A 14,254-nucleotide genomic window follows, 5' to 3' on the forward strand; every position below is an offset into this window, starting at 1 on the left:
AAATATACCATGCGTGCGCGCGCTCAAAACTTGGGAAACTGCGCTGCGTCAGGCTCTGTGCGTTTCTCGGTGCGATAGATCCAGGCCAGCAATTCAGCGACCGCAATGTACAGCGTGGGGGGGATTTTCTGGTCGAGGTCGACTTCCATCAGCAGAGACACCAACTCGGGGGATTCGTGGACATAGACTCCGGCTTCGCGCGCCCGGTTGATGATCTCCTGAGCGATCAGCCCCCGTCCTTTCGCGACCACTTTTGGCGCGGTGTCTCCGGTTTCGTAAGCGAGCGCGACGGCATGGGCGCGCGGACTCGATTCCTTGCTCATCGCGCGCTTTCCGATGCGGCGATCGCGCTGCCGGTCAGCGGCACTCCGGCCGCGGCCAGCGCATCGGCCAGATCCGGGAGCGCCTGCTGGAGCCGGGCGGCGGCATCGGCGCTCGCCGCATTGATCCGGATCGCTACACCTGAGGCATTCAGGATCAGTTCGGCGTCGAGTTCGCCCAGATCGGGCAGGGCGAGCCGAAGACTCGTATGCCAGTTCTGTGGCTCCAGTTCTTCGCGTCCGCTGCCTTCCCGCTCGGGGACATCCACCCGCCATTCCATCGTCTGCCCTGGCCAGACCTGACCTTGCCAGACCAACTGCTGGCTGACCAAGGATTCGAGCTGCTGGTGGACAAGGGACTGGACCTCGCGTGGAACCGTCTGCGTTACAACATTGCTCTCGCCGCCCCTGATCGGTGATGGAGACTGTGCGCTGCGTTCCGCGTCCATCGTCTGGGTCTGGGGTCTCTGGCTGACGAGTTGGGGATGGGCCGCGGCAGCGTTCTTCGCTGCAATGGATAACTGTCCCTGGGGCTCGGCCTTCAGGCTCTCCAGCGTGCGCTCGCCATCGACCCATTGGGCCTGGTGTGATTCGTAGAAGAGTCCGCTCTGTCCGACTGCCTTCGCGAGTGCCGGCGCCAGGTTCGCGGCGATCTGCGAAATCTGTGCCGCCGTCACTGGTGCCTGGGGGAGCATCGGTGTCCCTCGATTCAGAGGTGCCGGATCGGCTTCGCCGAGGCGGCCGCTGATCATCTGGCTGAATAGCTGGGCGGTCGGGGAGAGCTGGGGTTTGGGGGTCGCCTCGGTGCTCGGCTGGAGCTGCTGAGCGAACACGGCCTGCGGCGTTGCGCGACTGACGACGAGTTCGAGCACGTCGCCGGATTTGACCGACTCGGGCAGCGACAGCGTCACGGTGCGCCCGGCGACCAGCGCCTTAAAGGTTCCGTCGGGAAGCGGATTGAGGATCTGGGCCGTGAAGCGTTGGCCGTTCGCGAATTCAAGGTTCTGAACGGCGTGAGTTCTGGCGACCGGGGCGACTTCGGGAAGAGGCGTGTCGAGCAGGATGCGAAGCCGGGAGTACAGATCGGAGGGGATCATCGACGGGCGTCCGCAAGAGGGGCGGGGGCGGACTCGGCCACCTCAGCCCGGATTCAGTCGATCATTGCCGCGTAGGCGTTGCGCATCGCGCGGCCGCGGACATTGCCGCCCAGCATCTGGCGAACGCCGTCCATCCACGGGTCGGTGTGGCGGCGCACTTCGCGGTCGTCAGCGAGCATGCGCTTGATCAGCTCGATCTTGCGCCGCCGTTCGGTTTCGGAAAGCGAGGCGCTCGGCTCCTGCGGATCCTGGAGAATCATCTGTTCGCGCAGACCGGAGACCTGATGTTCGAGCGTGCTCAGGCGATCCCAGTCGTTCGCACGCGCCGCATCGGCCATCTGGGCCGAGAGACCGCTCATCGATTCGTAAAGGTTCAGAGTGCTCATCTCTATTTCCTCAGCGGCTGCGGGCTTGATCGCGGATGGTGTCCCAGCCGCTCTTGAGTTCTTTCAGAAGGGCCACGACTTCGTCGATCGCCGGAGCGCTCGCGTTCAGGTTCGCGTAGATCAGCCGCGAGACCATGTAGTTGTAAAGCGCGCCCAGACGGTCGGCGAGTTCGCCTCCGCTCTGATAGTCCAGGCTTGCATGAAGCCCGTTCGTGATGATGTCGATCGCGTGCGAGATCTTCTGGCCGCGCAGCGGGATGTCGTTGTTGTCGATCGCCATCCGCGCCGTGGCGAGCGCCAGGATTGCGCCGTCGTAGAGCATGACGACCAGGTCGAGCGGATCGGCGGTCGCGACATCGGTCTGGACGCCGACCGATGCGTAAGCCTGATTCGCGGTGTGCATGGAACCGAACATGGGCTAATTCCCCGTCTCAATTCGATGAATTCAGTTTGGACAGCGCGGTGAGCTGCTGGGTCAGATAGGACGAGGTCGACTTCATGCCGCTGATCGCCGTATCCAGCGCCGAGAATTGAGCGCGGTAGCGTTTTTCGATCGCAGTCAGGCGAACGTTCCAGTTCGCAATCTGTTTGTCGATGTCCTTGACCGAGCTGTTCAGGTTGTCGACGGTGCCGACCAGGCTGCCGCCGACACCAATCATCGATTTAGTCGTCGTATTGACCAACGAACTCAAGCCCTTGGTCGTGTTCGTGCCGGCAAAGAATTCGGCAACCTTGTCCGCTTTGGTGCTCAACGCGGAGCTCAACTTCGACGCGGTTTCGAGCTTGAGCGTGCCGTCCTTCTGCAGCGAGATGCCCAGATCGGACAGCCTCATCGTCGAGCCGTCCGAGAGCGTGATGCCCTGGGTCACGGTGCTGCGCAGCATGTTGCGGATACCCTTCGCCGAAGAGTCACCGGTTAGCGTCGAGGAAACCTTGTTCGTGCTGTCGTAGCTGGTCAGCGACGAGATTGTCGAGACGCTCGCGTTGTAGGCGTCGATGAAGCTGTTGATCAGCGTCGTGGCCTGGCTGCTATCCTTGGCGATCTTGATCGTCGCAGCGGTGCTGCTGGTGCTGTTGAGCGTCAGCGTGACGCCGTCGATCGCATCGGTGATCGTGTTCGACGAGCGGGTGATGTCGATGCCCTGGACATTGATCGAAGCGTCCTGAGCCGTCTGCAGGCTGGTGAAGCTCGAGCTTGCACCGGTCGAGGCATCGAAGGACAGGCTGGAGAGGCCATCCGTACCGGTGAGTTTGAAAGCCGTCGCTTTGCCCATGCCATCGCTCTGCAACACCAGGCGGCTGTTGCCGCCGTCATTGACGATGCTGGCGGTGACGCCGGTCTTGGCCGCATTGATCGCATCGCGCAGATCGGTCAGCGATGAGCCGGAGAACTTGATTGCTGTGGCTGCCGGACTGGCTGCGGTAAAGCTGGTCGTGCCGCTCGTCGTCGTATAGGTGCCGAGCTGGATCGTCAGCGAGCCAGCCGAGACGCTCGGTGTCGAGCCCGCGGCGCTGCTGATCCGTTGCCCCTGGGCCAGAGCATTGACGGTGACCGAATAGGAGCCGGCTGCGGCCGAGCTGGTCGAGGCGGCAGAAACGACCGCGCTGCTGGAGCTTGTTGCCGATGTCGCGGAATAAATTGCCTTGGAGGCGAGCGCGCTGGCAGCATCCTGGAGCGAGGAAACCGTGCTCTTGATCTGGCCGTAAGCCGAGACCTTGGCGAGAACCTTGCTCTCCTTGCTCTGCAGCAGCGTGACCGGCTGCTGTTCGGTCGCCATCAGCTTAGTGACGAGACCTTCGAGATCCAGACCGGAACCCGCTCCCAGTGATGAAATGCTTGCCATGTCCTGCTCCTTCGCTCCTCATCAGGCCTGCTGTTTGACCAGCACGCCCAGAGATTTCGCGTATTCCCCCAGATCCTTCGCGATCGCCAGCGCTTCCTCGCTGGGAATCTGACGGATCACCTTGTCGGTGCTGGAGTCGATGATCTTGACGACCGTTCGGCCGGTGTCCTTGTCCACCGAGAACTGCAAATCCCGTGCCAGGGGCTCGACCGCATCGCGCAGGTCGGACACCGCCTTTTGGAGCTGCTTGTCGGCGCTGGCTTGATCCTTGGCGGAGCCAGCTTCCTTGACCGCCTCGGCAGACTGCAGCCCGGGGATGTTCTCGGCCTTTGCAGAGTCCTGCGCCGTGCGGGTTACCGTCCGGTTCTCGATGTTCGGGGCAGTGAGTCCCGATTGAATGTTCTGGATGTTCATCAGATCACCTCCTGCGCGAGCGGGCCGACATGCCTGCTTCGCATGTCGGCCCGGCTAGGCTGTGGAGCTAGGCCGCTCTTACTTGAGCAGGCTCAGCACCTGTTGCGGCAGCTGGTTGGCCTGGGCCAGCATCGCGGTACCCGCCTGCTGCAGGATCTGCGACTTGGTCAGGTTCGCGGTTTCCGAGGCGAAGTCGGTGTCCTGGATGCGGCTGCGGGACGAGGACAGGTTCTCGGACGTGGTCGCCAGGTTGCTGACCGTCGATTCGAAGCGCGACTGCAGCGCACCGAACTGGGCCCGCTGACCGTTGATCAGCGCGAGGGCCGAATCGACCGTCTTCAGGGCCTGCTGGGCGCCGTCGAAGGTCGAGATGTCCAGCTTGGAGACCTGGTTCAGCGTCGAAGCCTTCGCCGACGTGCCGCCGACGACGTTGTCCACCGTGTCAGTGACCGAGAAACTCTTCTGCGAGTCGAAAGTGACCTGACCCGTCGTATAAGCCGTGTCTGCGGTGGTGTCCGCGGCGAGTACGCGAGCCGTTCCGATGCCGGTCAGCGTGGTGTCGCCAGCCTTCGTATAGACACCCTGAACCGTCGTCGTGCCTGCGTTCGCAGTTGTTGTATCGCCAATTGCTATGTCTGCGCCGGTCGAGCTGGTCAGCACAACCTTGGTGCCGGTTGAATCGAGCGAGGCGGTGACTCCGGTCTTGGCCGACTTGTCGTTGAAGGCCGTGATCGCGGTCGAGAGGCCGTCCGCATTCGCATTGCCGCCGGTCGGGATCGTGAAGGAGATCGTTTCCGCGGTCGTGTTGTCGCCCTTCAGCGTCAGCGAATAGGCACCTGCGGCGCTGAACTGCAGCGTTGCGTCGGTGCGCGCCGTCGCGGTAACGCCGGTCTTATTGGTGACCGTGTTGATGTTCGTCGCGGTCGTCTTGGCGCTCTCTCCCGCTGCTACGGCGACCGTCGTTGAACCGATATAGCCATTGACGGACAGAGTCGATGCAGTGATTGCGCTGCCTGTCGCGAGATTGGTTCCGACGTGGGCGCCGACGGACTGGATCTGGTTGTTGCCGTAGTTGGTCGTGCGCAGGTTCGCGGTGCCGGCCGTGATGGTCTGGCCTGCGTCAGCGCCGACCTGGAACTGCGCGGTCCCGAAGGTGCCGTCGAACAGCATCTTGCCGTTGAAGTTGGTCGTCGTTGCGACGCGGTCGAGTTCCTGGGCAAGTTGCGAGACTTCGTTCTGCAGCGCCTGACGGTCGCTGGCGGAGTTCGAGGAGTTCGACGACTGGACGGCCAGGGTGCGGATGCGTTGCAGGATGTCGCCGGCGGACGAGAGCGCGCCTTCACCGGTCTGCGCCAGCGAGATGCCGTCGTTCGCGTTGCGGGAGGCTTGGGTCAGGCCATTGATCTGCGAGGTCATCCGTTGCGAGATCGCGAGACCGGCGGCGTCGTCCTTGGCGCTGTTGATGCGCAGGCCGGACGAGAGGCGTTGCAACGAAGTGTTCAGCGAGTTCTGCGAAGTGGAGAGGTTCCGTTGCGCGTTGAGCGACTGAACGTTGGTGTTGATGGTCATTGCCATGATGAATCTCCGTGTCGTTCCGTTTCCGTTTATATGATTTCCCGGTGTTCCGGGAGAGCATCTTGTGCTCTTGCTTGCTTCTACGGCTTCGGTCCGGAGAACTTTAGAACTGCTTGATTTCTCGCGGTTTGCTGGCCGTTGAGAGCATTTACGACGGCGCGGATCGCAACTTTAGGGGGTGACACGCTTCTGTTTGGGAGAATCGTGAAGGTGCAGATTCGACCGTGTTGAACATCGCCCCCTGTCGGAGCGCTTGGCGCAAGAGAGGTTCAGACGGGCGGATTGCTGCGTCTTTGGAGTGTCAGTGCGGACAGCTCCGCGCTGATCGCGGCAACAGCCTTGGTCCAGTCTCCGGGAGTGCCCTGACGGAATAGCTTCAGGCTCCGATACCACGGGGTGTCGCTGCGATCCCTGAACCAGCGCCAGTCGGTATCGATGGCTGGGAGCATGACCCAGCAGGGTTTGCCGAGCGCGCCAGCGAGGTGTGCGATCGACGTGTCGACGCAGATCAGCAGATCGAGCTGATCGATGATCGCGGCCGTGTCGGCGAAGTCCATGATGTCCTGACCCAGCGCCACGATGGGCTGGTTCGTGGGAGGCTGCAGAGCCTCCGCTTCTCCATCGCCTTTCTGCAGGCTGAAGAACTTCAAGCCGGGAAGCGCCCACAGAGGAGCGAGCTCGGCGAGCGATGACAGGGAGCGGTTTGCGTCGTTGGCGTGTTGCGCTGAACCTCGCCAGACCAGTCCAATCCTCATCTCCTCGCCGCAGAGAAGGCTGGGCCACTTTGCGGTTCGGCCCGGATCGGCCGACAGGTAAGGGTCGGTGCCGGGAATCGTTGTGAGCGTGAGCTGCAGCAGGAGTGGAAGAGAGAAGGCCAGAACCCTGTAGTCGTGCAGCGCAATGCCTTGCGCGGCATCTTCCTGGGACAGGATGAGATCGGCATCGGGGGTAGATGAGAAGAGCGGCTTGAGCGACGAGGAACAGACCACGGAGATTCGCCGCGCTCCCCGCGCGCGCAGCAGGGGAAGGAAGCGCAGGCACAGGATCTGGTCGCCGAGGCCTTGTTCCGGGCAGACGACAATCGACTTTTCGTGCAGATCCTCGCCGTGCCAGTCCTGGAATGGAAACTTGTCAGCGTTTTTGTAGAGATCCTTCTCCCGTCTGACCTCATAGAGGGGCAGGCCTTCCTCCAGCCTGCCCGTGCTGAGCAGCAGAAGAGCCAGGCTCAGCCGGGTGTCGATGTGGGCGGGATTCGCAGCGAGAGCCCGGCGATAGTGTGTTTCGGCTTCGCGGATCCGCAGGCTGTCTGCGTAAAGTCTGGCCAGCGTGTAGTTGACTTCGAAACAGGCGGGGCGAAGCTCGGCTGCGCGCATCAGGGCCGTTTCCGCTTCGTCGGTCTTGTCCTGGGCGAGTAGCGTTTTGCCGAGGTGAAGATGCGCTTCGGGGAAGTCTGGTGCCAGTGATGCCGCCAGCCTCAGCTCTGCCTCGGATTCGGCAAAGCGTCTGGCGCCATGGAGGAGCGCGCCGAGTGCGTCCCGATAGAGCGCGTTGCCCGGCTGTTGTTCGAGCGCGCAGCGAAACTGCGCTTCGGCCTCAATGGGGCGATCCATCGCGACGAAAAGCTGACCGAGGTTGAAGTGAGCCTCGGGATAGGTCTCACGCAAGGCAATGGCCCGCGCGAGTTCCTTCTCCGATTCGCCGTGGCGAGCGAGGTTGAAGAGAAGAACGCCCAGGTTGTTGTGAACCGAGGCGTTTCCCGGCTGGAGCGCGATGGCCCGTTTCCACAGAGCCTCCGCCTCCACCGGCTGAGCGAGAAGGCGATGGCAGGCCGCGGCGCGGTTGAGCGCATCGAAATGCCGCGGATCCCGGGCGAGGATGGCCTGGAATGCTGCGAGCGCCCTATCAAACTGTCCGGCTTCGAAAAGCCCGCACCCGGACTGAAACTGTGCGTTGATTTGCTTTGAAGGTGCGGCCTTTTGATGGGGAATCCGGCTGTTTCTGTTCATGGCCTTCCCTTGTGTGGGCAAGAGCTCTGCTTGTCGAGTCGTTTGAGCGCAGGAATTTCTTATCCCCTCTGCGGGTTAAGCGTCCAGCCTTTCTGCCAGAGGACGAGATTTTCTCCTTCGAGCATCCAGTGCTCCCGCACCGCCATCTGGAGCGCGAGCCCCTCGTTGCAGAGTGCTCCGCGGTCGGCCAGTTTTTCCTCGATCGCTGCTATCCAGTCTTGGGGATCGTTCCTGACCCGTGTGACGGGGAGTTCGCAGCGATAGGGCTCGCAGTCGCTCGCAATGACCGGGTAGGCGCAGGCACCGTATTCGAGCAGGCGCAAGTTGCTCTTGCATGCGTTGAACAGGTTGGTTTCGAGCGGGGCGAGCGCGAGATCCAGATCGAGAGCCCCCAGTCGATCCGGGTACAGATCGATTGCCACGCCGGGGTGATATTCCGCGATGCAGGAATCGACTCCCTCCGGTTTCATCCCGAAGAAAACCCAGTCGACCTTGTCTGCAAGCGCTCTGACAACTGCTGTGATCAGTTCCAGGTCAGGCGCATGCGAGAGTCCTCCTGCCCAGCCGATCCGGGGTTTTCCGGGGCGCAGCGTGCGGGGGCGGCGGACGATCTCTCCCCAGTGGGCTGGCGGCAGGTAGTTCGGCAGCACGACTATGTCCTGATGAAGATCCGCGAGCGCTCGTTTCAAAGCGTCGGTCGAGACGGTGATGCGGTCGCAGAGCTTTGCAACCGTGCGCAAGCGTTCCAGGATGTCCTCGGGAAACTTGTCCCAGTTCGGGTTCGTGTGGGGCAGGGCGGCAAGATTGTCATCGATGTCATAGATCAGCCTTGCCGAGCTGAATTCGCGATAGCTCTCGATGTTCGAGATCTGTTCATCCAGATGCTGCCTTTGCAGTACGACAACGTCCGGCGAAAACCTCGCGAAGTGTACCGGGTCGAAAAAGTGTTCCCGGAAATCTCCGTCAGCGCAGCCGGAAGAGACCAACGCGCGCAGTGGGTCGATGATCCGGTAGCGCCCGGAGCCTTGGGCATCTCCGGGGTGGGCCAGAACTCGTGGACGGGAATTATCGGAAAAGCGGCACAACAACGGATCCATCTCCAGCTCAAAGCCGCTGCCGCTCAGGCTGAGGTTCCTGTTGTAAAAAGGGTCAAGGATCAATTTGTTCAGCCACTTTCGATACATGGACTTGTGCTCGAACTCGACCCGCGCCTTCTTCTCTTTCAATACTGTCTGGTCGACCTCTTTCTGGCTGACGCTACCTATGTGCATCACGATTGCCCGGCTGGCCCAGACGACCGAGTAGTTCTCCTCGCGAACCTTCAGGCACAGATCGACATCGTTGAACAGAACCTTGAACAGGACTTCGTCCATCCCGCCGACCTGCAGATAGATCGATTTTTTGATCATCAGGCAGGCTGCCGTGACAGCCGAGTACTGCTGGTCGAGCAGCAGGCGGCCGAAATAGCCCGGCGCGTCCATCGCTTCACCGATGAAGGGGTGATCCGCCAGGCCGTGCAAGCCCAGAAGAACTCCCGCATGCTGGATTTCTCCTGTCGGGAAAAGCAGTTTTGCGCCGACGATGCCGACTTCCGGGCGCTGCGCATGGTTTAGCAGTTCATCGAGCCAGTCAGGATGGATGATCGCGGTGTCGTTGTTGAGCTGCACCAGGTATTCGCCGCGCGCCGCTTGGGCGGCCTGGTTGTTCATCGCTGAGAAGTTGAACGGATGAGGGTAGCTGAGTACCCGGATGCTCTCGGCGTTCAGCGCGCGCAGACCATCCAGATAACGAATGGCTTCCGGATCCGAACTCTGGTTGTCGACGATCAGAATTTCATAATGCCTGTAGGCGGTTTTCTCGAGGATGCTTTCCAGACAGCATTGCAGCAGTTCGGGTTTGTCCTTGGTGGGAATGATGATCGAGACGAGCGGCGTTCCGCGGTGTCGATAGCTGACCTGCAAACTTCCGGGATAGGTGCCTGCAGTGAGTTCAGCGTCAATTCCTTGTCTCTCCAAGTGATCGCTCAGGGCTTGGCGATGCCGGTCTTGCGAATCCTGGGTTTGTGCGTCGGGGATGCAGTGGAACAGGATCTCGGCGAGGTGGAAGATGGACTGCCGGCCATATCGCTCGAACATGCGCAGTGAGTAATCGTAGAAGCGGGCGCTGCCACGGTTCTCGTCCAGACCGTCGAGTTCGGCGTACTCCTGCCCGCGCATGACCAGGAAGCGTCCGATGTACGGAAAGCTGCGCAAATGGTCGATGTCGAAATCCGGGCGGAACTGCGGATCGGCCGGACCGTGACGGGGATCTAGCGTGTCGCCGTCCGCGTAGGCCATCGCCGTATTCCTATGGCTTGGCAAGGCCTTTGCGAGGAAGTACATCCCGCTTCGCGAAAAGCAATCCCCCGCGCGGATCTGCATCAGCCATGATTGCGGATTGGCTTTGGCGAGTTCAAGCAGCAGAATGTTCGGGAAAACCGGGGATTCCAGCCAGAGAATGCCCTGCGGATTCTGCGCAGGAGCCGGGATGGGGGAGGTCACGACGAGTTGGATGGCGTTGTATTGCTGTTGCGCAAAGCTGGTCAGCGTTCTGGCGAGTAGTTCGGGCGACGCCTCTGTCGCATCGACCACCACGATAAAGCGGACGCAATCCTGCTGTTCATCGGATTGCTGAAGCTGTCCGGCTTCTGGCTGGTGAAGATCAAGCCAGCCATGGTAGGTGTGTATGGCCTGTTCGTAGCGGACGGAGTTCATGTCTTCGCCGGCGACCGCTTCCGGCCGCGGGCATTCCCCCGGACGAGAGATCGCTCTCCAGTCCCGCTTCCATGTCCCGTTGTCGAATACTTCTTCCCAGAGGGCGCTGTTTGTCTGGAGTGCCTGCAGATAGATCGATTCCGCAAATTCCAGACCGGCGATGCGGTGGAGCTCGAAGAGCTTGTCCATCTCGGATTCGCCCGGAATCAGGCTCGCTATCGTGGGGTCGGAGCGGAGGATGATCAGTCCTCTTTCCGCCGGGAGGGTCCAGTCAAAGTCGACGAGCGAATCCCATTCGCGATCGATGAACTTAAATTCATCGTCCCTGTCCAGAATGAAGTTCGTGGGTACTGCGTCCAGCCAGCGACTGTCGATGGGGGCCTTCCGAAGGAAGAGGATCCATTTTTGCAGGAGGGCTTTGAACGCAGTCAGGTCTCCACAGGTCAGCGCACGCTTGAGTTTCGTGAATACGCTGTGCCCCTGGATGTAGGGCTCGTCAATTGGGGAAAATCGGGCAATCGTCGTCTGTTTGAATGCGGCAGGGCACAGCGGAGTGCGAATCGTCGAAAGAACACCGCTTCGGTCTACAAAGGCGAGCTGGGTTGTAAAAGAGGGGTGGCGGTTGTCCGTGAATTTCAGTGCAAGCGTTTCGCTTTTCTGTGAGGAGGCCTGATGGCCCTGGCTGGCGATGACCAGAAATGAATTGGACAGTTCTCCGAGAAGGCCTTCCTCGGCAATAGACTCCCAGGCGAGTCCCAGGTCAAAATGCGCCGTCCCGGCCATCGAATAGTCCCGGCTCTCGAGCTGGGAGACGAGGTCGGCGCAGTTAAAATCCGGATGGTCGATCGCTTTCCCGGTCAGGATGACCTCCGGGAGTTTGTAATCCGGGAATGGGTAGAGGAACTCATGCACGGGAAGTCCTGCTTCGCGGAGGAAGCCGGAAAGCCTCTTCTTCCCGTAAGTGGTGATCTGCCTGGCCTGATAGCGCCCTTCGATGCCGTAATAGGGAATCGAGAAGTGGTCCTCGGAAATCCCGCTGAAATACTTGAGCCCGAGCTTGTTCTCGATCGCGATGACGAGCTTGCCACCCGGTTTGAGCGCGGACTTCGCCATTTCGAGGCAGGAAACAAAGGGGTTTTGAGAGTCGATATAGACCGGCGCATATTCGAGCACGCCGATCAGTGTGACGATGTCGTATTGCGGCTCGAACTCGATATCCTGGAAGTTTGAGACATGGATGCGCGCATTGCCGAGATCCCGGAGTCGTTCCGCTGCGATCGAAGCTCTGCGCGGCGAGCCTTCGATGGCGTCGACGCTGGCGCCTGTCTCGGCCAGCGCCCGCGTGACTGCGCCGCAGCCGCAGCCCAGTTCGAGAACCCTGACTCCCGGTCCCAGTTCGGTCAGCGGGCGGATGATGTTTGCGCGGCGAGCCGACAGATGGTACTCGGTGGGCCAGTCGGCGATTGCCTCCCTCAGCTCACGCGAGAAAAGACTCAGATCCGTCGCATTCGAGACGATCGAGAACAGCTTCTGTTCCGCTGCGTCACCATCCGAATAGGAAAAGTCCTTCTGGCTTGGCGAAGTCCAGATGCGATCTCCGGCTCTTCGGGTAAAGGCGCTCAGAGCAGTCTTGGTCATCGGGTGTTCCCTTTGTAATTTCCTGTGCCGCGTTGACTCGCTGAGTCTGCGCGCGCAATACTTTTTGAGATCAGCGCTCGCCGCTGCAGAGCACTTTCAGCATCTCTTCGCAAGCCGTCTGCGACAGATCGAACTCGCCAGCGAGCAGACCGGCCAGGTTTTCCCTGCTTTGCTGATCGTCGGGCAATTCATGAAGCAGTCTGGCATAGCTGAGCAGCGCGTCATCCCAAAGCCCCGCGCTAAGCTGGGTTGCCGCCAGATTGCGCATGGCCAGACCGGGTCTGCCTTCCTTTTCGACGGCCCGCTTCAACAGCGTCAGCGCACCCTCGATATCACGCAGATTGAAGCAGATCCCGCCCATGTCATTGAATGCCTGCCAGCAGTCGCTGTCCTTGGCAATAAGCCGGGCCAGGATCGATGTTGCGCCCGAAATGTCGTCATTGATCAGATAACGCTCGGCTTGCCGGTAGAGCATCTGGTCGAGCACAGCGGGAGGAGTTTGCAGAGGCGCGAAGGGCAGCGGTGATTTGGCCCATGCCGCTTCGATCAGATCCATGGCGAGCTTCGAACTCTGGCCAAAGTGGCTGAAATGGTGGTCGCGCAGGCCAAGGGCTTCGCTGCGCGCCAGGACGGGGTCGGCGAGAAGTTTCTCGACGCTCTCGCGCAGCGCGCTGCGCGTGGTCTTCTGGACGTTTTCGAAGGGAACGCAAACGGGGCGGGGCGGCTGGCGGTCGGGAATCAACCAGTCCGTCACGGACAGGCTGGGAACACCATGCAGCGAAGCTTCGATCAGCACGCTCGATTCGTCCGAGACCAGCAGATCCGAGACGCCTATGCAATACATGATGCTGACGCCGCGATCGACGATATGGACATTTCCGGCAATCCCCCTGTGCCGTTCGTCCATTTTCCGGATGTTTTCAAGAACCCACGGATAGGCTTCGGACCACGGCGCCTGTTTGAGCAGGAGGTTGACAGGAAGGTCCACCAAGGACTGGACGAAGTCATCCTGCTTTCCGTCGTTCTCCCACGATGGGGCATAGAGGACTGTTTGCGGATGAATGAGTCCCAGGCTTCTGCGTAATTCCTCCGCCTGCGCATGGAATTGCTCCCGGCTGCGATAGATCAGATCCGCCTTCGGCCAGCCAATCTCGAAAACTCCCAGCCTGGGAGCGGCGCCAAGCTGCCCCGCCTGACTCTTCCAGCGCTGAACCCAGGCTTCACCGGGCACCAGACCGATGTCAAAGGCGTCCCAGGGTTCATGATCCCAGAACGCCGGCCAGATGTCGTGACGCTGGGCGAGGTCGTGCAGCATGATCACAGACAGATCGGCATTCGGACGGCAGGCGTGCTGGCAGTACACGCCGATCTCGACGCGCTCGGACAGATCCAGACTGAAGCGCACGGAATAGCCGCGTCGCTCGGCTTCCTCCGCGATCGGTGCGACAGCCTGTCGCTCGCAATCATCGGAATGGAAAAAAGTGAGGCTTGGCTTCGCTGCGGATGAAGGCATTTTGTGCTCAAAAATTTGGAACTAGGCTGACTTTCGTGTCATCAGGCAGTTGAAACGGAAGCGGTTTTGCGCGTATCCGGGGATTTCCTGATCGAAGGTCTGACAGTCGAAATCATGGTGGGTGGCGATGTCGGCGAACCATTTCCTGCTGTAGTACTTGTGCGTCAAACCGCGATATTTTTCCTCATACTGTTCCGGCGTCAGGATGTCCCGACGCATACGCTCGGACTCCTCGCGCAGGGCGAGATCGGGAACTTCGAGGATCGCGACGGCCCGCCTTGCCTTGCTCAGTGCGCTCGAGAGAACCGCCTGGGCATAAGAGTCATCCGGGAAATAGTGAAAGACCCCGTTCGCGACCACGAAGTCATACTGAGGCAGGGGGCTGAGCTCGCGAGCTTCGGCGGTGATGAATTCACCTTCCGGCATCGCCATCTTCGCCATACTGATCAGTGCGGATGAATAGTCCAGGCCCGCCACGTTCGCGCCGAGCTCCTTCAGTGCAAGGAGAAAAGCGCCAGAACCGCAGCCCACTTCAAAAACGCCGTCCGTGGGGCTCAGACCCAGCCGGGCCGCAATGCTTGCGGCGTAGGTGCGCCAGGCTGCAGAGTCGACTCTTCCGGCACCGGAATCGAAACCATCGAGTTCGATCAAGGCCTGGAGCTTGTCCGCTGCGCTCGCCGATGGAACCCGTTTTTCCCAGATCGTTTT

At 60.8% G+C, this 14,254-nt stretch carries 12 protein-coding genes and 1 pseudogene; 1 reads left to right on the plus strand and 12 read right to left on the minus strand.

Going from position 1 to position 14,254, the window contains the following annotated elements:
- Positions 1-23 precede the first annotated feature (23 nt).
- The 9 genes from ACHFB9_RS07365 to ACHFB9_RS07405 form a co-directional block, all read right to left on the minus strand.
- Positions 24-323, minus strand: coding sequence for an EscU/YscU/HrcU family type III secretion system export apparatus switch protein (locus ACHFB9_RS07365; RefSeq protein ID WP_417070713.1), 300 nt, complete (start codon positions 321-323; stop codon positions 24-26).
- Positions 320-1,417 carry a flagellar hook-length control protein FliK gene (locus ACHFB9_RS07370; RefSeq protein WP_417070715.1) on the minus strand — a complete coding sequence of 366 codons (1,098 nt, stop codon included), beginning with the start codon at positions 1,415-1,417 and terminating at the stop codon, positions 320-322. Before ACHFB9_RS07370 ends, ACHFB9_RS07365 begins: the two co-directional genes overlap by 4 nt.
- 53 nt (positions 1,418-1,470) lie before the next feature.
- Positions 1,471-1,803: a flagellar protein FliT gene (locus ACHFB9_RS07375; protein WP_417070717.1), complete on the minus strand. Its 333-nt coding sequence runs from the start codon at positions 1,801-1,803 to the stop codon at positions 1,471-1,473.
- 10 nt (positions 1,804-1,813) lie between these two features.
- Complete coding sequence (fliS, locus tag ACHFB9_RS07380) at positions 1,814-2,218, minus strand: flagellar export chaperone FliS (RefSeq protein ID WP_417070718.1); 405 nt, start codon at positions 2,216-2,218, stop codon at positions 1,814-1,816.
- Between the two features lie 16 nt (positions 2,219-2,234).
- Positions 2,235-3,647 carry a flagellar filament capping protein FliD gene (gene fliD / locus ACHFB9_RS07385; RefSeq protein WP_417070720.1) on the minus strand — a complete coding sequence of 471 codons (1,413 nt, stop codon included), beginning with the start codon at positions 3,645-3,647 and terminating at the stop codon, positions 2,235-2,237.
- A gap of 21 nt (positions 3,648-3,668) precedes the next feature.
- Positions 3,669-4,061, minus strand: a complete 393-nt coding sequence (locus ACHFB9_RS07390) for a flagellar protein FlaG (protein ID WP_417070722.1) — start codon at positions 4,059-4,061, stop codon at positions 3,669-3,671.
- Positions 4,062-4,139: 78 nt separating this feature from the next.
- Positions 4,140-5,636 (minus strand): flagellin, encoded by a 1,497-nt coding sequence (locus tag ACHFB9_RS07395; RefSeq protein WP_417070724.1) that lies wholly within the window; start codon positions 5,634-5,636, stop codon positions 4,140-4,142.
- Positions 5,637-5,905: 269 nt separating this feature from the next.
- Positions 5,906-7,642 carry a tetratricopeptide repeat protein gene (locus tag ACHFB9_RS07400; protein ID WP_417070726.1) on the minus strand — a complete coding sequence of 579 codons (1,737 nt, stop codon included), beginning with the start codon at positions 7,640-7,642 and terminating at the stop codon, positions 5,906-5,908.
- 59 nt (positions 7,643-7,701) lie between these two features.
- Positions 7,702-11,178: a glycosyltransferase gene (locus tag ACHFB9_RS07405; protein ID WP_417071349.1), complete on the minus strand. Its 3,477-nt coding sequence runs from the start codon at positions 11,176-11,178 to the stop codon at positions 7,702-7,704.
- On the opposite strand from ACHFB9_RS07405, the gene ACHFB9_RS07410 reads away from it, so the two are divergent.
- Positions 11,161-11,625 carry a hypothetical protein gene (locus ACHFB9_RS07410; protein ID WP_417071446.1) on the plus strand — a complete coding sequence of 155 codons (465 nt, stop codon included), beginning with the start codon at positions 11,161-11,163 and terminating at the stop codon, positions 11,623-11,625. The genes ACHFB9_RS07405 and ACHFB9_RS07410 overlap by 18 nt on opposite strands.
- Here the strand turns inward: ACHFB9_RS07410 and ACHFB9_RS07415 are convergent.
- The 3 genes and pseudogenes from ACHFB9_RS07415 to ACHFB9_RS07425 form a co-directional block, all read right to left on the minus strand.
- A pseudogene (locus ACHFB9_RS07415) lies at positions 11,515-12,033 on the minus strand (class I SAM-dependent methyltransferase); the annotation flags it as partial. The gene ACHFB9_RS07410 and the pseudogene ACHFB9_RS07415 sit on opposite strands and share 111 nt — an antisense overlap.
- A 70-nt stretch (positions 12,034-12,103) precedes the next feature.
- Positions 12,104-13,546 (minus strand): CDP-glycerol glycerophosphotransferase family protein, encoded by a 1,443-nt coding sequence (locus ACHFB9_RS07420; protein ID WP_417070728.1) that lies wholly within the window; start codon positions 13,544-13,546, stop codon positions 12,104-12,106.
- Positions 13,547-13,567: 21 nt separating this feature from the next.
- Complete coding sequence (locus ACHFB9_RS07425) at positions 13,568-14,197, minus strand: class I SAM-dependent methyltransferase (RefSeq protein WP_417070730.1); 630 nt, start codon at positions 14,195-14,197, stop codon at positions 13,568-13,570.
- Positions 14,198-14,254: the final 57 nt, after the last annotated feature.

Source organism: Niveibacterium terrae, assembly GCF_048213115.1.
Classification (GTDB): Bacteria; Pseudomonadota; Gammaproteobacteria; order Burkholderiales; family Rhodocyclaceae; genus Niveibacterium; species Niveibacterium terrae.